The organism is Metabacillus niabensis (assembly GCF_020524345.1).
Taxonomy (GTDB): domain Bacteria; phylum Bacillota; class Bacilli; order Bacillales; family Bacillaceae; genus Metabacillus; species Metabacillus niabensis_B.
Window position 1 is genome coordinate 126,745 of record NZ_JAIVLH010000013.1, and the last position, 20,781, is coordinate 147,525.

The following is a 20,781-nucleotide window of genomic DNA, read 5'->3' on the forward strand; positions in this document are numbered from 1 at the left end:
GGGGTATGGAAAATGAAAAAATCATTAGTAGCATTTTTAATGGTATTTTTATTGATCATGGCAAGTGCATGTTCTTCAGGTTCAACTTCAGGAGATTCGAGTAGTTCTTCATCAAGTGGTGGAGATTCTGAAAAAGAAAAAATTGAAATTAATGTGGCTTATGGTAATCAACCAGGAGAGCCTATTGATCAACAAGCAAATAAATGGAAAGAACTAGCTGCTGAAGCAAGTGATGGACAAATCGTATTAAATCTTTATCCAAGTTCACAATTAGGCGCTGAAAAGGATGTTGTAGAACAGGCAAAAATGGGGAATAACGTTATTGTTATGGCTGGTTATGACTTTTTAATGGATTATGTCCCAGATGCAGGGATTCTTACAGCTCCATACTTAACAGAAAATTTAGATGAATTAGTATACTTAACAACTACTGATTGGTATGCAGATTTAACAGATAAATTAAGAGAACAAGATATTGAAATTGTAAACGGTAACACAGCATATGGTATTCGTCATTTAATGACAAATGAAAAAGTAACAACACCTGAGGAGTTAGCTGGGTTAAAGATCCGTGTACCTAACAACCAAATGTCAATTAAAACATTTGAAGCTCTAGGTGCAACGGCTACACCAACTCCACTTGGAGATTTATATACTTCATTACAACAAGGATTAATTGATGGTGCAGAAAACCCACTTCCAGTTTTACAAGGTGTAAAAGCACAAGAAATCTCGAAACACTTAACGTTAACTGGTCACCAAAAATTCATTACATCTTGGATTGCAGGAACTGGTTTTATCGAATCATTACCTGCTGATGTAGTAGAAATCTTAAAAGAAACAGGTAATGAAGCAGCTGAATACGGACGTACTGTATTAGAAGAACAAACAGATAAAGTATTAGACGAATTTAAAAACGAGGGTGTAGAAGTTCATGAAGTAGATATCGCACCTTTTAAAGCAAAAGTAGGTAGCGTGTATGAAGCGTTCCCAGATTGGACTCCAGGGTTATATAATAAAATCCAAACGTTACTAGAAAATAAACAATAATATTATAGTAGAAATGAGTGGGATTTTCTTATGAAGGAAATCCTACTTTCTTAAATCATATGACTAGTTTATGAGAAAGCTAAAATTGTTCGGTAAAAGGGGAAAGTTATGATAAAAAAAATATTTGATCCCATTGATGATATTATATCAACACTCGCACTAGCTGTTATTATCTCTCTTACTGTAATAAATGTTTTTTTACGGTTTGTGTTAAATAGTCCTGTTGCATGGGCTGAAGAAATTTCAGTCGGATTATTTATTTGGCTCGTTTTTGTTGGAATGAGCTCGGCCATGAAACGTGATAACCACATCGGTGTCAATTATTTTGTCAATAAAATGCCACGTCCTCTAAAAATTACCGCCATCATTATTAGGGCCCTCGCCATTTATACAGCCCTTTTCTATGTATTAATCTATCTTGGAAGCAGTTTAACAGCACAAGCACAAAGTAAAGTCACACCAATTTTAGCAATAAGCTACCAATATATTGATATTGCTGTACCAATTGGGGGGGTTCTAACAGCTATTCATTTTACCCGATTACTCATTCGAAATCTAAAATCAGAGCTGAAAAAAGAAGGGGGAGAATAAAGTGGCTTTAGCTGTCGTACTATCTGTTCTTCTAATTTTGTTCTTACTAAACGTACCAATAGCTTTTGCATTAATCATGAGTACCGCAGTGTATTTTTTTTTCATTGATAATTTTTCAAGTTCTATTTTGATTCAACGTATGGTCGGGGGGATTGAATCTGTTCCTCTTTTAGCGATTATTTTCTTTATTACTGCAGGTATTTTAATGAATTACACCGGAATTACATCTAGAATGTTAAGATTTGCTCTAATTTTAACGAGTCGGTTACCAGGTTCATTAGCACAGGTAAATGTCGTGTTAAGTACGCTTATGGGTGGATTATCCGGCTCAAATATAGCAGATGCTGCCATGCAATCGAAGGTTTTAGTTCCTGAAATGGAGAAAAAAGGATATAGTCGTTCATTTGCAACGGTATTAACAGCCGCAACCTCCTTAATTACACCAATTATCCCACCAGGAATTGCTTTAATCATGTATGGGTATGTTGGTAATATTTCAATTGGTTCCTTATTTCTAGCAGGAGTTTTACCAGGAATTGTTTTATGTATCATTTTCATGATCTATGTTCATTTTTATTCAAAAAAACATAATCTTGAAACAGACAATAAAGAACGTTTTACAGCGAAAGACCTATTACTATCTTTTAAAGATGCTTTTTTTGCCCTATTGTTACCAGTTATTATTATTGGTGGAATTCGTTTAGGGGTTTTCAGTGCAACAGAGGCAGGAGCAATTGCTGTATTCTATGCGTTATTCCTAGGTTTAGTGATCTATCGTGAAATGAAATTAAAACAACTAGTACGTGCACTTGTTGAGACGGTTTACACGTCAGCTTCGATTATCATCATTATTGCTGCGGGCTCTGCTTTTGCTTGGGTCTTAACGTTGGAACAAGTACCACAAAAAATGACAGAGTTTATGGTCACAAATGTATCATCACCTATTCTGTTTTTCATAGTTGTTATTGTTTTTCTATTAATAGTGGGGATGTTTATCGAAGGAAATGTATCAATTATTATCCTAACCCCGTTATTCATGCCAATGCTTGCGCAATATGGAATTGATCCAGTGCATTTTGGTATTTTCTTTATCATATGTATTAGTATAGGAACAATGACGCCACCACTTGGTACGATCATGTTCACGACCTGTTCAATTACAGGTACAAAAATTGAAGACTTTATCAAAAGTAGTATACCGTTCTTAATTATCTTAATCATCGCAGCATTACTAATTGCATTTGTTCCAAGTATTTCTCTTTGGTTACCAACTACATTTAAATAAAGCATGTTTTCTAAAGATTGTTGCGCCTTTGAATACTATATTATTAAAAATAGTGGAATGAAGCGTAAGACACTTGACTCCTGCTGGAAATAGAGGAAAGGCTGAGAACCCGCAGGCGAAGCTGAGGAGGCTCAGCTCCTCCCCGGGCGAATCTTGTGTCTGGAGCGAAATGGAACGAACTAATTCTTAAGCTTAACTGGAATGCGAAAATATACTAAATATAGATAAAAAGGGTGATTATATAGATTCATTTAAAGGTCAAGTTGTATGGATTACTGGAAGCAGCACAGGTATCGTAAGATCTACGGCTATAGCATTTTTTGAAAACGAAGCAGATGCTATTGTTTAATAAATAATGCGGTGCATTATTTAAAAGATCTAGATTAGATGATATAGATGAAGAGTTATGGGATCAAATTATTGATGTGAATTTAAAATCTGTCTATCTCGTAACAAAAAGCAAGGGAAGGCCGAATTATTATTACTACTTCGATCGTGGCAAAAATGAAGGGGCGCAGATAGTATTGCATATTCAGCATCAAAGGTGGAGTAAGCACATTAACAAAACCGGTGAAATAATAGAGGTTAATGACGGACAGTTAATGAGATAGTTAGTTTAATAATTATAAAAATGGAAATAACAAAAGTTTATTTAATAATTGTAATTTTGTTGATGAAGAGGAATAACAAACTCTCATTGTAGATAGAGGATTCGTAGAACATGATGAAGTAATAATGAAGAATTATTGAGGAACAATAACTGGAAAAATAACAATGTAAAGTGAGGAAATCTGTGAAAGCTATTACAATATTTCTACTATGTTTTCTCATCATTATGCTTCCATCTCAATCTTATGCACAACGAAAAGTCCCGATTTTAATTTACCAATCAATCGAAGAGTTTAAAGGAAGTGGTTCTAGGATCGTTGTCCCTTTTTTTACTCTGGAGCAGGGACAACGAACCTGATGCATTCGCTATTTATGAACAATACTATTTAAAAATTCTATGATTCCATCCTCGACTTCATCTCGAATATCTCTGTAGTTATGGATTTCATGTCGATAGCCTGAATATATTTTTGTTTTTACTTGATGTCCTGTTGCTTCTAACCAACTAGATACTGCATTAACACCTTCTCCATAAAGTCCTACAGGGTCCTGATCTCCGGCAATGTTGTAAACGGGAACAGACACTGGAACTTTTTCAGCCCATTGTGTCCCAACAATTGTTTCCATCATCATAGCAAAATAGTACAATGATCGGATATTAGGAGGTGATGTGAAGTTATTAAATGGATCATTTGCATGGTCAGCAACTATGTCAGGGTCGCCAGCAATCCAATCATTTGGTGTAGAAGGATTGTCAATCCGTTCTGTCATCCAACCTAAAAATTCTCCTAGTAAATCAGGATTAATTTCATCTCCTTTACCTTCGTCAATAAGCTTTTTCAGTGCAGGAACCATTTCACCAGCTTTTGGAAAAACACCTGAAGTACCGCATAAAACCAATCCATCAATTCCTTCTCCATATTTTGCCACACAACCTCTAGCAATCATTGAGCCCATACTATGCCCAAACATGAAGTAGGGTAAATGAGGATACTTTTCCTGTACAATCTTACGAAGAGTATGCTCATCTTCTGCCATTGTCATATATCCTTTATCTCCCCAATTACTCCAGTTTCCTGAATCTGAGGCCGTCTTTCCATGTCCGACATGATCGTCGGCTGCGACCACAAAGCCAGCTTCATTCAGCTTCAATATCATGTGCAAATAACGACGTGAATGTTCACCAAAACCATGTACTAGCTGAACAATTCCTTTAGGTTTACGAATAGGAGTGTAAATCCAAGCCTTAATGGAATCCTGTTGAGTAAATGATTCGAAACTCAGTTCTTGAAAAGACATAAAATACCTCCAGTTTTTGTTATAATCATAGATTTTTAAGATGAATATCCCATAGTAGTGCCTTTATAAGAAAACAAAAAAAGACATACTAAATAAATCTTAAGATAGTAATCTAGTGTGTCTCCAAGTTCTCTTCACAAATTTATTAACTTAAAGGTAAGTATAATTCGAAATGGAAGCGCTGTCAATTATTGTAATTGTTTAAAATGATATTTATAAAAACATCCATTGTATATCTCTCGTATTACAAAGAAAAAATATAGAGAAAACAAAGTTTTGATAAAGTGAGGTGTTTTTCTATGAAAACAATGATCATGTTGTTTATTAGCTGTGTAATCTTAATGCTACCAACACAAACTACTGCACAGCGGAAAGTCCCTATATTAGTTTACCATTCAATCGATGAATTTAAAGGACTTGGTTCAAAAGAATTATATGTAACCCCGCAAAACTTTGAGAAACAAATGATTTATCTAAGAGATCACGGCTTTACTTTACTAACGTTTGATAGGTGGAAAGACATTGAGAAAGTGAAAAAACCTATTTTTATTACCTTTGATGACGGATACAAAAATAATTTACATGCATTTAAAATCCTTCAAAATCTAACAAATGAACAATTTAAACCAATGGGAACGATTTTTGTTATTTCTGATTTTATTGGTCGTTCAAACCGATTATCGAAATCGGAAATAAAAATGATGGTCGATTCAGGTATCTTCTCCATTCAATCTCATACGGCAACACATCCAGATTTGACGAAAATAAATGGATTTGAAGAAGAGCTAAAAGGATCTAAAGATAAGATTCAAAAAATAACAGAAGAACCTGTCATTGCACTTTCATATCCATACGGCAATACAAACGACAAGGTTATTGCAGAAACCAAAAAGTATTATTCGTTTGGACTCACAACAACTCCTGAATTATATTCGGAAAAGGGAGATAAAGATGAACTTTATCTTTTACCACGCCTTTATGTTAAGAATTCAACGACCCTTGATGAGTTTGCAAAGGTTGTTGAAGGGAGGTAGAGGGAGTAAGGGTTTGTACATCAGATTCTATAATGCCTTTTTGGTACACCAAGGTGTAGTCTTTTAGTAAGCAGGAATAATATTATGTAAACTAATTTTTTACGCTACCAATTTCTCTTAACTGAGATCTAAAATAAATTGCTCTTCATAATAGTAGAGGAGCTGCAAGAATTTAGCAGCAGCCCCCTCTATCTTTTAGATTAATTACGATTAAACTCTTCAAAAAGTAAAAAGGTTATTATTATCCTTTAATATATTATGTAGGATATACGAGATGCAATATTAATTCTGTGTAAGAAGTATAAGTTTGGATACCACATATTGGGATCGGAGGGACAATTACCTATCCCTCCGATCCAGTGTTTATTTAGATATCGTCCAATTAATTTTTTCTGCTAACAATCTTGAGACGTTTTCATTTAACATCCCATCTTTCGTATGAGCTGGAGTCAAACAGCATACCTTTCCTTTTCCATAGGAATGTTTCCAGCCTGCGATGGAATCGCCATCTACACCTGTACTCCAAAGGTCTACTTCTGTATTAGCTACATCACATTGGACAAAATACTGCTCATCGGAAAGGGAAAAAGTATTATCTCCACTTTTTTCATTTTCCTTCAACATGTAGGTAACATCCTGAAGTCCTGGTGGATGATACTCAAAATATCCTCGTAGCATTTGAATGTAGTTGCTTTCAGGTTCATATCCTGCTGAACCAGCATGCCATGCTAAGACATTCCCTCCATCTTCTACGTAATTTACAATTTTTTTATCCAATTCATCCGTTAGCCATGTGATCACGCGTTCATCTTTTGGATTTAATTGATCCATTTTAGCATTGATGAATAAGTCAGGCTTTTCATCGAGGGCTTTTGAAACCTCTTCATGCGTAATGAATTGAAGATTTACTTCCTTGTTTACTAATCGTTTGATTGCTGCTTCTAATCCAGCCTTTGCATCATCAGCAATATGCCAATAATCTCCTAGTAATGCTACTATTTTCACCATCGTTTATACCACCCTTACCAGTTCAATTTATTTCCTTGATAATCAATACATATGTTCTCAATTGCAGGAGCCTTTAAAATTTGCTCTTTAATTCCAGTTACCTATTCTATTGCATCGATCGTTGCTTTTGGCTTAAACTCTCCGAAAATATACGTTCTTACATATCCTTGATGGAATGCTAAAACCTTAACTCCAATTTCCACTAATTGATTTTGTAATATCGTTAATTACATGTTTAAAGCTGACTTGGACATACAATGCCACATTCTTTTTTTCGCCAAGAATCTGTTAAGCTAGCAGCTTCTGAGGAAATATCCGCTTAAAATTAGATTTTAGAAAAACCTCTGTCAAAGCTAGTCCTAATCCTCTGTCAGCACCTGTTATGTAAACAGTCTGTTTCATTTTATTCCATCTCCCTATGTCTATAATTATGAATACACTTACACCGATACATAATTCTCCCTTAGAATAAATTTTCCTTGTTATTTCTAATGAAAAAATGGTAAAACGTCAACTGATGAAAGAAATGGGGAATGTTAGGAGGATTCCTAATAATGAGATAAAATTCGACATTGGGTATGCTGAAAGTATTTTGTGACTTTATTATTGGGTCAAAATTGACTGTTGAGATTGGAAGTGAGGCGAAAGAAATCTTCGAAGTGAAAGAAGATTTGATCGAAGCTGGAAAGAAGAAATAGAACGTGATGAACATGATCGTTCACGAAACTGATAAAACAGAGGAAAACAGGGGCACGGTTCTCTTGTTTATAAAATGAATCATTTGAACCGCACCTCATTTTTTAATAGATATATTAAGGTAGAATATAAAAGGCTTTCTCCATCTAGTTTCACTCGACCACTTTAGTTGGTGTTGCTTTCTTTACTATGATTATACCGTCATAAGCCTGATCAGGTATCATATCAATCGTATAAAACATCTTTATAAACCTATACCATGTACGAAATTCATCCCCTATATTCGCCATTTTTTGCTTCTTTGAAATGATAGTCGACAATTCATCAGACTCACGGCTCTTTTCAAAATCAACATAAAAGATATTTTGCTCAATGTCACTGAATGCATCAACTAACTCATTATGATTCTCTAGCTTGAAAATTTTCCGTTCGTTAGAACCTCCGTTCTTTGTTTGAAATTTGCTGTTTATAAAGTCAGTACCAATTGCAAAATACTTTTCTCCAAATACATCATCTACATAATGTCCCATCGATTTATATCCGGCAGGTGAGGCAGACGTTTTTTCAACATGGCCATTATGTCCTGTGAAGAATACTTTCTCATTTCCACGTTTTTTTTCAAATTCAATAATCCATTGTAAGTTTTCAGCTAAATATTGATCGCGAAGATGTGTGTAATCTTTATCATTTAAAAACAGCTGTGTACGTTGCTTCATATTTTGTGCATTAGCTGTGGCAAACGCAAAGTCTTCTGGAGACGAATGCTCTAAGTAAATGGCTTTATTTGAATGTAAGTCTTGTATGATATCATTGATCGTCTGATCTACTTTTTCTAATTGTTCAGTAGTTAATTCCCGCATAGTTTCGTTGGAAACATCTTTCAATTGTTCTTCATATTTAGTTGCAGTGTCCTTGTTTACAACTGCAAAATAATCAAGCAGCTCCTTTTTAGTGAAGTCATAGCGCTGCATATCATTACCATAAAAACGAATTTTCTCATCCACTTTAACCGTTTCGTTATAATCATGCATCCATTGAACTAGATCAATCATTTGTTCGGTTTTATAAATACTATAATCAAGTGTATTGACAGCTTCCTCAGCCGTACCTTCACCATTTACTATAAAGTTGTTAATCTGCTGTCCGCCTCCGAAATCTCCCTCCAAGATAAAAATGCGAACACTTTCTTTCTTCATTAACATTTCAAAGACCGTTTGTTTTAACTCTTGAAATTCAACATTTCCATGTGTTGCTTCTCCGAGCCCTATAACTTCAACATCATTCGGAATGTCCATTTGATCCACAGTTGAAGTATATTGATCCGCGTTATCTATGGCATCGCCTTTCCCACAACCTGATAAAAAAGCAGTAAAAGAAAGTACTGCTATGAACAAAGTACAGCTTTTTAAAAATGTCATGTTTATCATCAACTTTCTCCTTTTTTCTAAGAATTCTTTGGATCCCTTAATTAGATGTTACATGACTAACTTTAAATTTTGTATAAATATGGATTATTTATATTTAAATAAGGCCCAGTGTTTAAAGATTGAGATGTTGTGAATATAGAACATAAATAAACTAAATTTTCTCGAAATACAGGAAATATGACTTATTTTTAGATAGTATTATAGATCTATAGGGGAGGAGTTTATCATTTGGTCAGAATAGGTCCTCGCTCTTATAGGTGGCAAGGAAATTTAAATAAAAGGGGTTAAAACATGAGTAAAGAGCAGGCAAAACCAATGTATTATGATGGTTCGTGTAACGCAAGTTTATCTCCAAAGCTAACGAAGAATACTACATATATTATTAAACCTGATTATGATCCAGACACTCTTGTGAAATATCCTTATTTTCCTTATATGAATCTGCCTAGATACTAAACGATCATAATGGCAAGACAAGGTTTTTGTATTGTATGACTGTTTGGTGTACCAGCGCTGAACAGTTTTTTGACTTACATAGAAGGTAAAAAGATTTACATGTTAAACTTATCTCAATATAGAACCAATTTTTAAAGTATATAAAATCAAATACTCATAACGTGTTTCAAATAAAGCTTTAAAGAAAGGAGACTAAACCCATGCCATTGGAAATTGTCCGCAATGACCTTGCAAAGATGAACGTAGATGCAATTGTTAACGCTGCTAATACAGAATTGAAAATGGGTGGAGGTGTTTGTGGTGCTATTTTTCAAGCTGCCGGCGTTCACGAATTAAAAAAAGCATGTGATGAGATTGGGAAATGTGCTGTTGGACAAGCTGTCATCACAGATGGATTTAATACACCTGCAAAATATATTATTCATACACCAGGACCTATTTGGAAGGGCGGTACACATCAAGAATCACATCTGTTGAAGAAGTCATATGAGCATTCCCTCGAGCTAGCTGAAAAATATAACTGTGAGTCTGTTGCATTCCCAATGATTTCGACAGGTATTTATGGGTATCCAAAAGAACAGGCACTACAAATTGCAGTTTCTACAATTAGTACGTATTTATTGCACCATGACATGCTTGTATATTTAGTTGTATTCGATAAAACTACATTTAAATTAAGTCAAAAGCTATTTACATCAATCAATGAATATATTGATGAGCATTTTGTTGAGGAAGCAGAAGCCACGTTTAGTCGTTGTAATGACCGTTTTGGAATGGAGTCTGAGGCTATCCTAGATGATCTCTATGAAAAACAGAGTGAGATGGATTTTAGTCTTGCACATCTGATAGAGGAACTGGAAGAGACATTTTCACAGCGTCTGCTTCGACTGATAGATGAAAGAGGAATGACAGATGTTGAGACCTATAAAAGAGCAAATGTTGACCGTCGTTTGTTCTCCAAAATACGAAAAGCAACGGATTACACACCAAAAAAGAAAACAGCCATTGCTTTTGCGGTTGCGTTAAAACTAAATGAAACGGAAACAAACGATTTACTGTCTGCCGCGGGTTATACCTTGTCACGTAGTAGGAAATTTGATGTAATTATTGAATTTTTTATCCAACAAGGCAAGTATGATATTCACGAAATAAATGAAGCACTATTTGCTTTTGACCAACCTATACTAGGTGCTTAAAAATGTCGCTTTCAAAGCGACCAATTCATGTTGAAATCTTAGTATCCTACATTTATAAATAATTGATAAGTGGAGGATGACAAAGATGAAAAAGAATGTAACAGAAATCGTTTTTATTTTAGACAAAAGCGGGTCTATGGCAGGACTTGAAACAGACACAATTGGTGGCTTTAATTCAATGCTAAACAAGCAAAAAAAGGCTGAAGGAGAAGCTTTTGTTACAACTGTGTTATTCAACCATCATAATGAGATTTTACATGATCGAATCAATGTTAAAGGTATTGATTCATTGGGTGAAAAGGATTATGAGGTAGCTGGAACAACTGCATTACTGGATGCAATCGGCTATTCCATCCAAAAAATCGTCAATGTACAAAAACACACCCGTAAGGAACAACGAGCAGATAAGGTGCTTTTCGTCATTACTACAGATGGAATGAAAAATGCAAGTCGTGAATATTCCTACACCAAAATAAAGAAGATGATACAACATCAAAAAGCGAAGGATGGATGGGACTTTATCTTCCTAGGGGCAAATATTGATGCCATTGCAACGGCTGCACAGTTTGGAATTGAAGAGGACTTTGCTGTTGACTATCATGCAGACAGCTCAGGAACAAAATTAAATTATGAGTCTGTAAGCGAAGCTGTCATAAAGCTTCGAGCTGGGAAGGAAATTGATCGGAGTTGGAAAAAAGGGATTGAGCGCGATTATGAGCGTCGTTCACAATAAATGAATTAAAATAAAGAGAAGGTCCACATTTGTTATAAATTAGAGATAAATTTATATTAGTCGAAAGTAATTTCCCGCATGGAAATTAGCGGGGAATTTTTAATCCGAGTGAATTAGTGAAAAATACATTTTATGTCTACCAAAATTTCTGTTTCAAATAAATGGTGGACCATTTGACCTGTCCCTCTGTCCCAACTGGATATTTATGTTAAAATTTAAAATGAAGGTTGAAAGGGGGGATGTTTATGTTAGTTGTTATTGCGGCTTTGTTTTTTATAGGTATTATATCTATTTCTTATCATCAAGTCGTTTTTTCGTCTTTTGTATTTATTGGATTCCTATTTTTGTTTATTACCAATAAGGAAAAGCGATTTATAACTTCTCTATTGTTATCATTTTTAATTAGTTTTGTCATATTTATCGTTTCTAATCATTTCATTGATGCGTTGACAATTTCAAAGGAATTCAAGATTATTGTTAATCGTCTTTTGCTTGTTGTGATTCTAATAGGAATCGTATTTCATTTACTTCTCTACAAGAAGAAAGTGTCTTGGTATAATTCAAAACCTGATTGGAAAGATCCGATTATCTTGCCGTTTCATAAGATTAATATATTTTGGTTTTGGATGATTGGAATAGTAGTTAATGGAATTGTATATTTATATTTTATTGTTCAAAAAGATGTAGATTATATCGCATCGCTTTTCTGGTTTTGTCTATTTTTTTCTCTGATAAATGCAGTTTTAGAGGAAGTTATTTGGAGAGGGGTTATGCTTTCGGCTATCAGTGAAAACACATCGAGAGGGTTTGCTGTCTTAATTACAAGTGTTGGTTTTGGACTTCTCCATCTTGCAATTGGTTTTTCTATTCCCCTTAGTTTGTTGATTTCAATTGCAGGAGTCATATACGCAATAATCACACTTAAAACAAACAGCATCTATCCAAGTATTATTTTTCATATCGTCATTAATATTGGAATGGTATACAGCGGATTTATTATTTAGGGTACATATATTAGCTAAAAAAATAAGCTCTGGCAGAAAGATGTTAACATTTTCAGTTAAAGTGAACAAATATAGGAAAGGACTCGGCAAGTACTCTACGAACTTGTGGTGTTTTATTTTAAAAAAGAAATAAATCTGATCTCGTTTTTGGACAATAACAGCCATTATATTTGGCTGTATTTTTTTGTGAATTTTTCATCCTCAATCATTATAACTCCTCTTAAGTCAGATGCTTTTCCCTATGAATAAGAGTAGGCTTTCTTAGAACATCCCATGGTTTTCAAATTAGTTATCAGAAAATGATAAACAAACCGTTGACCTATGACATCATATGATGTACTATAACCTTATAGATGATGTTATATGACATCATAATATCTTAGAGTGATAGGTGAGGACGAAAAACTTCCTACCAATCTAAGTTAAAACTTGAGGGGAGAGGTAAAGTATGAAAAAAGAACATGTAGAACAAATTGAAAACGTTATCAGGGCTGTGGAAGGGAAGGATATTAAAAACATTTTCTTTGTTGCATGTGGAGGTTCAATGGCAGCGCTTTCGATCGGGGATTATTTTATAACGAAGGATACTGACATGCCAAGCTTTGTTTATACATCAAATGAATTCATACATCGTGCACCAAAAGCATTAGGTGAAAACAGCCTTGTCATACTAAGATCTCATTCAGGTACAACGCCGGAAACCGTTGGAGCTGCTACATATGCTAGAGAACAAGGTGCTTTAACTGTTGCGATTTCAATGGAAGTTGAATCTCCTCTGTGTCAAGAATCAGACTATACGATTCATTACAATTACAAAGATGGATCGGATGCAATCGATGGTGAAATAGGGATGTACTACACGTTACTCTTTAAATTGCTTCATCAACTTACTGGGGAAGAAAAATATCTCCGTGGTGTAGAACAATTATCAAAGCTAGGTCAGTTAATAGAAAGCAACCAGGTAAAGCATAAAGATGTAGCTGACACTTTTGGAAAGAAATATAAGCGTGATAAAGTGATTTACACAATGGCAAGTGGAGCATATATCTATCATGCTTATTCATTCACAAGTTGCTTGTTGATGGAAATGCTTTGGATTCACTCAAATGCTATTCATGCAGGTGAATATTTCCATGGACCATTTGAAGTCACGGATGATGATGTACCATTTTTAGTTGTAGTTGGAGAGGGACCAAGTACACCACTTGATCAACGCGCACTTGATTTTGTCACAAAATTCAGCGACAAAGTTGAGGTTGTTAACATAAAAGAGTTTGATTACAGTGGCGTAGACGAAGATCTTAAAGAGTATTTTGGTTCAGCTCTAGCAGGTCCTGTATTACGCTTATACGCTGATGGTTTAGCTGAACACACTGGACACCCATTATCAGTACGAAGATATATGTGGAAAATGGACTATTAATAGAATAAAAATTGGTTACGGGGAGGAAATAATGAATGAGAAAGTTTTTAAGCTTTTTAGTTATTATTTTAGCTAGCTCTATGTTTTTAGCAGCATGTTCTTCCTCCAATGAAAGCAATGGCGAAGCATCTAATGGTGATCAAGTGGTGATTGATTTCTTTCATAGGTGGCCGAATGAACCTAGAAAATCATTTTATGATGAGAAAATTGCAGAATTTGAAAAGCTCCATCCTAATGTAAAAATTAATGTTGATTCTGTTTTAAATGATTCTTATAAAGAGAAAATTAGAGTACTTGTTTCAAATGATGATCTTCCTGATGTTTTCACCTCATGGTCAGATACATTTGCCGCAAATCTAGTAAGTTCCGGACGTATTATGGAGCTAAATGATATCATGGCGGAGGATACAGAATGGTCAGGAAATATTATCGAGTCCCAATATGCAGGATTTACGTTCGATGATGTGACATATGGAATACCGTTTACTGTTGATGGTAAAGCATTCTTTTATAACAAACAGATATTTGAAGAACATCAAATAGCGGTACCAGAGTCATATGAAGACCTTATTAATGCGTTAGATCAACTGAAGGAAGCCGGCTATGAAACACCAGTTGTTGAAGGTTTAACAAATGGTTGGGCAATCTCTCATTACATGGGAACGATCTTTGATAGAGTTATAGAAAATGATGTTCTTCTTAAAGACTACAACATCGAGACAGGTGAATATACAGATCCAGGATATATTCGTGGGCTGGAAATCTTTAAAGAGTTAACTACTTACATGGGGGAAGTTTCAACGGCTATTGATCATGAAGCAGCTCGAAATATGTTTGCTGCTGGTGAAGTTCCAGTTCTTTATATGCAATTTGCAGAGGTTGGATATGTAGAAGAAGCTGGCGATGTGGAGTTTGGGTTCTTTAATTTCCCGGCAGTTGAAGATGGAAAAGGAAGACCTAAATCACTTACTGGTGCACCAGAAGGATGGATGTTAAGTAAAAATGCTCCGCCTGAAGCCGTAGAGTTTTTAAAGTTTCTGACTTCAGAGGAAACGGCTAAAGCATTTACGAAAGCAGATGGTCAGATGAATGCTGTTAAAGGCGGTGTAACAGAAGAAACCTCCAATCCAACAAGTCTGGAAGCCTATCAACTTATTCTGGATGCATCAGATTCGACCCCTTGGTTTGATAATGCAGTGGATATAACAATAGCTGATATTTTCATGCGAGGTGGTCAAGAATTAGCAACTGGTCAAACGACACCAGAAGAAATTATGAAAAAAGTACAGGAAGCATCTGCTAAATTACGTAACCAATAAAAAAAGAGAATTGCCCTAACTAAGATATGAAAAAGTTAGGGCAATTCTTCAAAATAAGGGCGGGGGGTTTGAAATGAAGCTAAAAAAGGCGAAAATAACACCAATCTTATTCATGTTACCTACCATTTTATTTTTAGGACTTTTTATTTACATACCACTTATTCAAAACTTTTATAATAGCTTTTTTGAATTTAGTGTATTTTCTCAGTCGAAAGAGTTTGTTGGTTTCAGTAAAATAAAAGAATTACTTGTTGATGAGGTAGTCTTCATTGCATTAAACAATAATGTCAAATATGCCATCATTTCCGTGTTACTGCAAGTGTTCTTTGCGTTAGTACTAGCTGCTATTTTAGAGGATAAATTTTTTAGACGCTTCGCTCCAGCTTTACGGGTTATTTATTTTATGCCGGTTATGATTTCAATCTCTGTTATTGCCTTATTATTTGGATTTGTCTATAATCCCCAAATTGGGTTATTAAATAGTTTCCTAGAACTAGTTGGATTAGATCATTTTGCAAAGCCGTGGTTAGGTAATTCAACAACGGCCATCTATAGTGTGATCGCCATGTCCCAATGGCAAAGTATTGGGCTTATTACTATGTTGTTTATCGTTGCGATTCAGAAAATTCCAAAGGATTTATATGAAGCTGCAGAGATAGATGGTGCTGGAAAAATACGAAGATTCTTTAGTGTAACAGTGCCACAAGTAAAAGAAGCGATGTTTGTTAACTTATTAGTGACTGTGACAGGATCGATTCTAGTATTTAATGAACCTTATATTCTCACAAATGGCGGCCCGGGAAATAGTTCTATCACATTAGCGGTTCACATGTATCAAACAGGCTTTATTAAAGATGACATGGGTTATGCATCAACGCTAGCAACTCTTATCTTCTTACTATCTGCTGTATTTGCGCTTATACAAATCAAAGTATCGAAAACAGGGAAGGAGGATTGAAAGACATGATAAAAACGAATTTGAAGAAGTCAACATTCCCGAGTACCCTTCCTACAAATAAAAAGAAAACCCCAGTTCATTTAAGAATCACCAAAAATATCGTCTTGCTCGGTTTGCTGAGCTTTGCGGTTATCATTCTCTATCCGCTATTTTGGATGTTGATCTCATCATTTAAAAGTTATCAGGAAATCTACAGTAATGTGTGGGCTTTACCAACAGAATGGACATTTGAAAACTATTCTATGGCATGGTCGAAAGGGATTTCGAGTTATTTTATCAATAGTGTTTATGTAACCGCTTTAACGGTTGTGTTAACTGTTATAATAGGATCTATGGCTGCGTTCGTCATATCCAGATATAAAAATCGATGGGTTGACGCGTCACTCTTATTTATTCTTGGCGGGTTAATGATGAACCCACAAGTTGCCTTAATCCCTTTATTTGAAATCTTAACAATCACAAACTTATTAGATACACATTGGGCACTTATTTTGACCTATGTAGCCTATCGATTACCTTTAACCATTATATTGATTCGGGCTTTCTTTTTAACAGTACCTAAAGAGTTATCTGAATCTGCTTTAATGGATGGGTGTACAGAATTTGGTGTTTATTGGCGTATTTATTTGCCAATTTCATTACCTATTGACGTAACATCTGTTATCTTAACCGCATATTTCGCCTGGAATGAATTCTTATTCGCCACCGTTTTCATTAATTCCAGTGAATTAAAAACGATCCCATCAGGTTTAATGGTCTTTCGAGATGCTCTTCGGACAGACTGGGGTGTATTGTTATCAGGTATGGTGATTGCAACAGTCCCAATGATTGTTCTACTTATCTTCTTACAAAAATATTTGGTTAGAGGTCTTGCAGAAGGATCTGTGAAAGGATGATAAACTATGAAACTAATAACAATCGGTGATAACGTAGTTGACTGCTACTTGGATCAAAATAACTATTATCCCGGCGGTAACTGTGTCAATGTAGCCGTAAACGCCAAACGAAATGGGGCTTGTGAAGTTTCATATATTGGTATATTTGGGAACGATGAGCCTGCAGATCATATTAAGTATGTACTAAGACAAGAAGGCATCGATTATCGTTTTTCACGCGACGTTTCGGGTATTACAGGACAGCCGCAAGTGACATTAACAGAAGATCATGACCGTGTATTTGTTGGCGGTCCTAAAAATACCGTACAACATCGATTTAAAATTCAGCTCGTACAAGAAGAGCTGGATTATATAAAAACCTTTGATTTAAGCCATGTGAGCTGCTATTCCTCCATGGAAAGTGAACTACCTAAATTGTCACAAGTATCAAAAATATCGTATGACTTTTCAAATAGGAAGGACCTATCTTATATTGAATCGATTGCTCCATATATTTCTTATGCTTTTTTCTCAGCTGCTGAGCTTTCAGAGGAAGAGATCAAACGTTTTATAAAAAATGTAAGTACTTTTCAATTTGAAATCATTGGATTGACGAGAGGAGGAAGGCCGGCGATTTTTATCAAAAATGGAGAGATTTATGAGCAGAAGCTAAAGGAAATTAATGTGGTTGACACAATGGGTGCTGGTGACAGTTTAATCGCAGGCTTTTTAACTTCTTATATAAGTGGTGATGACATAAAAGTGGCAATTGCGAAAGGAACAAGCTCCGCTGAAAAAACATGCCAAGAATACGGTGGATTCGGTTACCCAAAAGAAATACAAAAAGTTTAACGGCTATCCAAAGTTAATGTATAATAAATGGTAACGTTAAACATATAGGAGCGAACGTAATGAGTAACCGCGATCAAATTCAAAATTATTTATATGAAGAAATTATGACCGGTATTAAACAATATATTGAATCAAATCAGTTAAATCAAGGTGATCAAATTCCGACTGAAGCGGAATTATGTGACATTTTTCAGGCAAGCAGAATATCTATTCGTCGTGCAATCAAAGAATTAGTAGACGAAGGTGTTCTTAAAATTATTCGGGGAAAAGGTACATTTGTGAATACAGTCCGTAAAGAAATTCACCTTTTACATTTTCAGGGATACACCGAAGGCTTGACGACAAAGAGTGATTTTATTAAAAAAGACATTATATCAATGGTGAAAATAAAGGGTACTCCCCATATTAATCATAAATTTAACAATAAATTCGATGAGTACATTGAATTGGTGAGAAAAGTTTACCGAAATGACCAGATTTTAAGCTTGGATTATGCCTATTTTCCAACAGCACTTTACCCCTCAATTGAAGATAAAATAACATCAGAATGTTCAACCTTTAAGATTATAAACGACGAGTATGGAATAAAGTTCAAAAAAGTTTGTAAAGATCTTGAATTTGTACATCCAACAGAAGAGGTACAAAAGCACCTGGAAGTCAATCGAATGACACCGATCATTTTAGTAGACAAAATTATTTATAACGAAGAATCAATCCCTGTCCATTATTCAAACTACCATTTAATCGCAGACCGTGTAAAGTTACGACTGGAGACGGATTACTGAATGTGGGACACGGGGACAGGTACATCGTCCCTCTATTTTTGGCAGGGTAAGACGTAGAAGTAGGGACGGTTCTTTTGTTTTCAATCACGAAGCAAAAGAACCGTCCCTCTGTTTTACTATTGTATTTTTAACATCCGATCTATTTCACGTCCAAAACCATCGACTTCCAATCGATCCTTGTATACGCGAACGATTGAGTAGGAGTTTGTGTCATCGGTTTCAACCATTCCTTTGAGGTTTACATAGTGAATTCCGTTTTTCACTCCATAATTGCCTGCGTGATTATGTCCGTTGAAATAAGCAACAACATTTCCGGCTGCTTCTAGTTCTGCGATGACTGCTTCATCATTCCAAACATTGTGGTTATTTTCAGGGTACACAGGCATGTGGGACAATACCACTACTTTTTCTTGTCTTTGTGACGCTTTTTCCAGGACTCCGCGAAGCCATGTTAACTGTTCCTCGCTGACCCCGCCATTCCATGTTTGAGCATTGATTTCATTAGTAGCCTTTAACGAATTGTACATATCTTGGGCTTGTTGGTATTTTTCTGAATCTACCGGGTTCGCGTAAAGGCTTAGATCATTGGTATCAAGCACAACAAAGCGCCAGTTTTTGAATTTGAAGTCATAATATTGGTTCTTCATGCCGAGTATGTCAACCACTTCATCGGTTGTCACAGGGAAGTCATGGTTGCCAAGGACATGATACTTCGGGCCTTCGATAGTGTTGTAGATTGGTAGAATACTTGAAAAGCTGGAAAGGTTTCTGTCGATTAAATCACCCGTTTGAACAGTGAAATCGACCTCTTGACTGTTAAATGTTTGAGCGGCTTCCATCAGCTTGTCCAATGAATTCGTATAGTAGCGCGTACCATTTATTTCGCAGTCACAATACTGGGCATCCGGAACAATCCCAAATTCAAGTTTTGGCTTTTCTTCGCTTTTAGCAAATACGGATGTAGCACCTGAAAGGGCCATCCCAAGTACGGCTGTCGCCGTTAGGTATTTCATTTTGGTTCCAAGACCTGTTCTTTCTTTTTGCTCATTCAACATAAATATGCTCCTTTCTTTTTCACCAATAATCATTATTTCTTTCCATTCAAATATGGCTGCTCACGGTCCAATACGATTTCAGCTGTGATTGGAAGATGGTCTGAAGCCAAACTTTGAATCACTTCGGTATTCACTGTTTCAATGTCATTTGATGTAAAGATATAATCGATACGCTTTGTAGGATTTTCAGCAGAATAAGTATAAGCAGTCGGCTGATCTGCAAAAACATCAAGATAATGAGCATACATGGATTTCATTTCAATGCTTTCTGGAGTCGCATTTAAATCTCCTAAGATCACTTTTGGTCCTTCTGATTGGTTTGCAATTTCTACAACTTCATTGATTTGAATTTCGCGCTCAGTAGACGTTAATGCCAAGTGGGTATTATAAATATGTAAATGGTTACCCTTCACATTGATGGTTACTTCTAATAAACCGCGTTGTTCCGTGTTTCCGATTTTTGTTAAGCAATGATTTTCAGATGATAGTATTGGATATTTACTTAAAATAGCGGTGCCATATTGACGACGCTCGTCTCCATCATGTAAAGGTTCATAGTCAAGGTTTGCTGCATAGGTGTAAAACATGCCAAGACGTTCAGCCAGTAATTTTGCCTGGTCTTGAAAATCACTGCGGCTTGACCAATGGTTGTCCACCTCTTGCAAACCAACGATATCTGTATTGGATCCTTCGATGATTTTTGCAATTCGTTCTAAGTCTAGAACATCGTCTTCTCCTACAGCGTGATGAATATTAAAGGACATCACGTTAATGTTTACTGGTTTACCATGTCCATCGGCAAAGGTATTATTGCTAAATCCTAAAACTAGCAAAAGCACCGCAAATACAATGAGTAAATTCCATTTCCTACTTGTTATCCGATTTAATCCAACCACCATTCATTACCTCCTTAATAAACTTTGATTACCATTTGATGCTAACAGATGAAATTAAAGCCTTTGTTGATTTAACGTAAAAACAGAATGTAGCTTCTATTACATGTTTGTTAAGGCAAGCCGTATTGCCTGTGTATATATTCCTAAGGGAAGGAGTTACTATGACAAAACCTGCAATTGGGACAAGCTTTAACATAGAAGTAAACATAAGGGAGGTTATAAACATATAT

At 35.5% G+C, this 20,781-nt stretch carries 19 protein-coding genes; 14 read left to right on the forward strand and 5 right to left on the reverse strand.

Going from position 1 to position 20,781, the window contains the following annotated elements:
* The first annotated feature begins 12 nt into the window (after positions 1-12).
* The 3 genes from LC095_RS15375 (at position 13) to LC095_RS15385 (ending at position 2,926) form a co-directional block, all read left to right on the forward strand.
* On the forward strand, positions 13-1,050 hold the full coding sequence (locus LC095_RS15375; protein WP_226528984.1) for a C4-dicarboxylate TRAP transporter substrate-binding protein: 1,038 nt from the start codon (positions 13-15) through the stop codon (positions 1,048-1,050).
* 108 nt (positions 1,051-1,158) lie between these two features.
* A complete protein-coding gene (locus tag LC095_RS15380; protein ID WP_226528985.1) occupies positions 1,159-1,641 on the forward strand; it encodes a TRAP transporter small permease in 483 nt (160 codons plus the stop codon).
* A 1-nt stretch (position 1,642) separates the two neighbouring features.
* Positions 1,643-2,926 carry a TRAP transporter large permease gene (locus tag LC095_RS15385; protein WP_226528986.1) on the forward strand — a complete coding sequence of 428 codons (1,284 nt, stop codon included), beginning with the start codon at positions 1,643-1,645 and terminating at the stop codon, positions 2,924-2,926.
* A 975-nt stretch (positions 2,927-3,901) separates the two neighbouring features.
* On the opposite strand, the gene LC095_RS15390 is transcribed toward LC095_RS15385, so the two are convergent.
* Complete coding sequence (locus LC095_RS15390) at positions 3,902-4,834, reverse strand: alpha/beta fold hydrolase (protein ID WP_226528987.1); 933 nt, start codon at positions 4,832-4,834, stop codon at positions 3,902-3,904.
* Positions 4,835-5,133: 299 nt separating this feature from the next.
* Here LC095_RS15390 and LC095_RS15395 point away from each other — a divergent pair, with 299 nt between their 5' ends.
* Positions 5,134-5,868 carry a polysaccharide deacetylase family protein gene (locus LC095_RS15395; RefSeq protein WP_226528988.1) on the forward strand — a complete coding sequence of 245 codons (735 nt, stop codon included), beginning with the start codon at positions 5,134-5,136 and terminating at the stop codon, positions 5,866-5,868.
* 363 nt (positions 5,869-6,231) lie between these two features.
* On the opposite strand, the gene LC095_RS15400 is transcribed toward LC095_RS15395, so the two are convergent.
* Both LC095_RS15400 and LC095_RS15405 read right to left on the reverse strand, forming a co-directional pair.
* Positions 6,232-6,876, reverse strand: coding sequence for a ThuA domain-containing protein (locus LC095_RS15400; protein ID WP_226528989.1), 645 nt, complete (start codon positions 6,874-6,876; stop codon positions 6,232-6,234).
* Positions 6,877-7,724: 848 nt separating this feature from the next.
* A complete protein-coding gene (locus LC095_RS15405) occupies positions 7,725-8,999 on the reverse strand; it encodes an erythromycin esterase family protein (protein ID WP_226528990.1) in 1,275 nt (424 codons plus the stop codon).
* Positions 9,000-9,290: 291 nt separating this feature from the next.
* Here LC095_RS15405 and LC095_RS15410 point away from each other — a divergent pair, with 291 nt between their 5' ends.
* The 10 genes from LC095_RS15410 (at position 9,291) to LC095_RS15455 (ending at position 18,600) form a co-directional block, all read left to right on the forward strand.
* A complete protein-coding gene (locus tag LC095_RS15410) occupies positions 9,291-9,455 on the forward strand; it encodes a hypothetical protein (RefSeq protein WP_226528991.1) in 165 nt (54 codons plus the stop codon).
* Positions 9,456-9,655: 200 nt separating this feature from the next.
* Positions 9,656-10,651, forward strand: a complete 996-nt coding sequence (locus LC095_RS15415) for a macro domain-containing protein (RefSeq protein ID WP_226528992.1) — start codon at positions 9,656-9,658, stop codon at positions 10,649-10,651.
* An 85-nt stretch (positions 10,652-10,736) separates the two neighbouring features.
* The gene (locus tag LC095_RS15420; protein ID WP_226528993.1) at positions 10,737-11,384 is read left to right on the forward strand and encodes a vWA domain-containing protein; all 648 of its coding nucleotides are present in this window, start codon (positions 10,737-10,739) and stop codon (positions 11,382-11,384) included.
* 245 nt (positions 11,385-11,629) lie between these two features.
* Positions 11,630-12,388: a CPBP family intramembrane glutamic endopeptidase gene (locus tag LC095_RS15425; RefSeq protein WP_226528994.1), complete on the forward strand. Its 759-nt coding sequence runs from the start codon at positions 11,630-11,632 to the stop codon at positions 12,386-12,388.
* Between the two features lie 448 nt (positions 12,389-12,836).
* Positions 12,837-13,811 (forward strand): SIS domain-containing protein, encoded by a 975-nt coding sequence (locus LC095_RS15430; RefSeq protein ID WP_226528995.1) that lies wholly within the window; start codon positions 12,837-12,839, stop codon positions 13,809-13,811.
* 35 nt (positions 13,812-13,846) lie between these two features.
* On the forward strand, positions 13,847-15,130 hold the full coding sequence (locus tag LC095_RS15435; RefSeq protein ID WP_226528996.1) for an ABC transporter substrate-binding protein: 1,284 nt from the start codon (positions 13,847-13,849) through the stop codon (positions 15,128-15,130).
* A 73-nt stretch (positions 15,131-15,203) separates the two neighbouring features.
* Positions 15,204-16,088 (forward strand): carbohydrate ABC transporter permease, encoded by an 885-nt coding sequence (locus tag LC095_RS15440; protein ID WP_226528997.1) that lies wholly within the window; start codon positions 15,204-15,206, stop codon positions 16,086-16,088.
* 5 nt (positions 16,089-16,093) lie between these two features.
* Positions 16,094-16,984, forward strand: a complete 891-nt coding sequence (locus LC095_RS15445) for a carbohydrate ABC transporter permease (RefSeq protein WP_226528998.1) — start codon at positions 16,094-16,096, stop codon at positions 16,982-16,984.
* 6 nt (positions 16,985-16,990) lie between these two features.
* On the forward strand, positions 16,991-17,815 hold the full coding sequence (locus LC095_RS15450; protein WP_226528999.1) for a PfkB family carbohydrate kinase: 825 nt from the start codon (positions 16,991-16,993) through the stop codon (positions 17,813-17,815).
* 59 nt (positions 17,816-17,874) lie between these two features.
* A complete protein-coding gene (locus tag LC095_RS15455) occupies positions 17,875-18,600 on the forward strand; it encodes a GntR family transcriptional regulator (protein ID WP_226529000.1) in 726 nt (241 codons plus the stop codon).
* A 116-nt stretch (positions 18,601-18,716) separates the two neighbouring features.
* Here LC095_RS15455 and LC095_RS15460 read toward each other — a convergent pair whose 3' ends face one another.
* Positions 18,717-19,688, reverse strand: a complete 972-nt coding sequence (locus LC095_RS15460) for a metallophosphoesterase (RefSeq protein WP_226529001.1) — start codon at positions 19,686-19,688, stop codon at positions 18,717-18,719.
* Positions 19,688-20,554, reverse strand: coding sequence for an endonuclease/exonuclease/phosphatase family protein (locus tag LC095_RS15465; RefSeq protein WP_226529002.1), 867 nt, complete (start codon positions 20,552-20,554; stop codon positions 19,688-19,690). The genes LC095_RS15460 and LC095_RS15465 overlap by 1 nt, the downstream gene beginning before the upstream one ends.
* Positions 20,555-20,781 lie beyond the last annotated feature (227 nt).

Excerpts from the sequence above, each read along its gene's own strand:
- LC095_RS15375 (WP_226528984.1), top strand. The coding sequence starts at position 13 with ATGAAAAAATCATTAGTAGCATTTTTAATGGTATTTTTATTGATCATG.
- LC095_RS15380 (WP_226528985.1), top strand. The coding sequence starts at position 1,159 with ATGATAAAAAAAATATTTGATCCCATTGATGATATTATATCAACACTC.
- LC095_RS15390 (WP_226528987.1), bottom strand. The coding sequence starts at position 4,834 with ATGTCTTTTCAAGAACTGAGTTTCGAATCATTTACTCAACAGGATTCC.
- LC095_RS15395 (WP_226528988.1), top strand. The coding sequence starts at position 5,134 with ATGAAAACAATGATCATGTTGTTTATTAGCTGTGTAATCTTAATGCTA.
- LC095_RS15400 (WP_226528989.1), bottom strand. The coding sequence starts at position 6,876 with ATGGTGAAAATAGTAGCATTACTAGGAGATTATTGGCATATTGCTGAT.
- LC095_RS15405 (WP_226528990.1), bottom strand. The coding sequence starts at position 8,999 with ATGATAAACATGACATTTTTAAAAAGCTGTACTTTGTTCATAGCAGTA.
- LC095_RS15410 (WP_226528991.1), top strand. The coding sequence starts at position 9,291 with ATGAGTAAAGAGCAGGCAAAACCAATGTATTATGATGGTTCGTGTAAC.
- LC095_RS15415 (WP_226528992.1), top strand. The coding sequence starts at position 9,656 with ATGCCATTGGAAATTGTCCGCAATGACCTTGCAAAGATGAACGTAGAT.
- LC095_RS15420 (WP_226528993.1), top strand. The coding sequence starts at position 10,737 with ATGAAAAAGAATGTAACAGAAATCGTTTTTATTTTAGACAAAAGCGGG.
- LC095_RS15425 (WP_226528994.1), top strand. The coding sequence starts at position 11,630 with ATGTTAGTTGTTATTGCGGCTTTGTTTTTTATAGGTATTATATCTATT.
- LC095_RS15430 (WP_226528995.1), top strand. The coding sequence starts at position 12,837 with ATGAAAAAAGAACATGTAGAACAAATTGAAAACGTTATCAGGGCTGTG.
- LC095_RS15435 (WP_226528996.1), top strand. The coding sequence starts at position 13,847 with ATGAGAAAGTTTTTAAGCTTTTTAGTTATTATTTTAGCTAGCTCTATG.
- LC095_RS15440 (WP_226528997.1), top strand. The coding sequence starts at position 15,204 with ATGAAGCTAAAAAAGGCGAAAATAACACCAATCTTATTCATGTTACCT.
- LC095_RS15445 (WP_226528998.1), top strand. The coding sequence starts at position 16,094 with ATGATAAAAACGAATTTGAAGAAGTCAACATTCCCGAGTACCCTTCCT.
- LC095_RS15450 (WP_226528999.1), top strand. The coding sequence starts at position 16,991 with ATGAAACTAATAACAATCGGTGATAACGTAGTTGACTGCTACTTGGAT.
- LC095_RS15455 (WP_226529000.1), top strand. The coding sequence starts at position 17,875 with ATGAGTAACCGCGATCAAATTCAAAATTATTTATATGAAGAAATTATG.
- LC095_RS15460 (WP_226529001.1), bottom strand. The coding sequence starts at position 19,688 with ATGATTATTGGTGAAAAAGAAAGGAGCATATTTATGTTGAATGAGCAA.
- LC095_RS15465 (WP_226529002.1), bottom strand. The coding sequence starts at position 20,554 with ATGGTGGTTGGATTAAATCGGATAACAAGTAGGAAATGGAATTTACTC.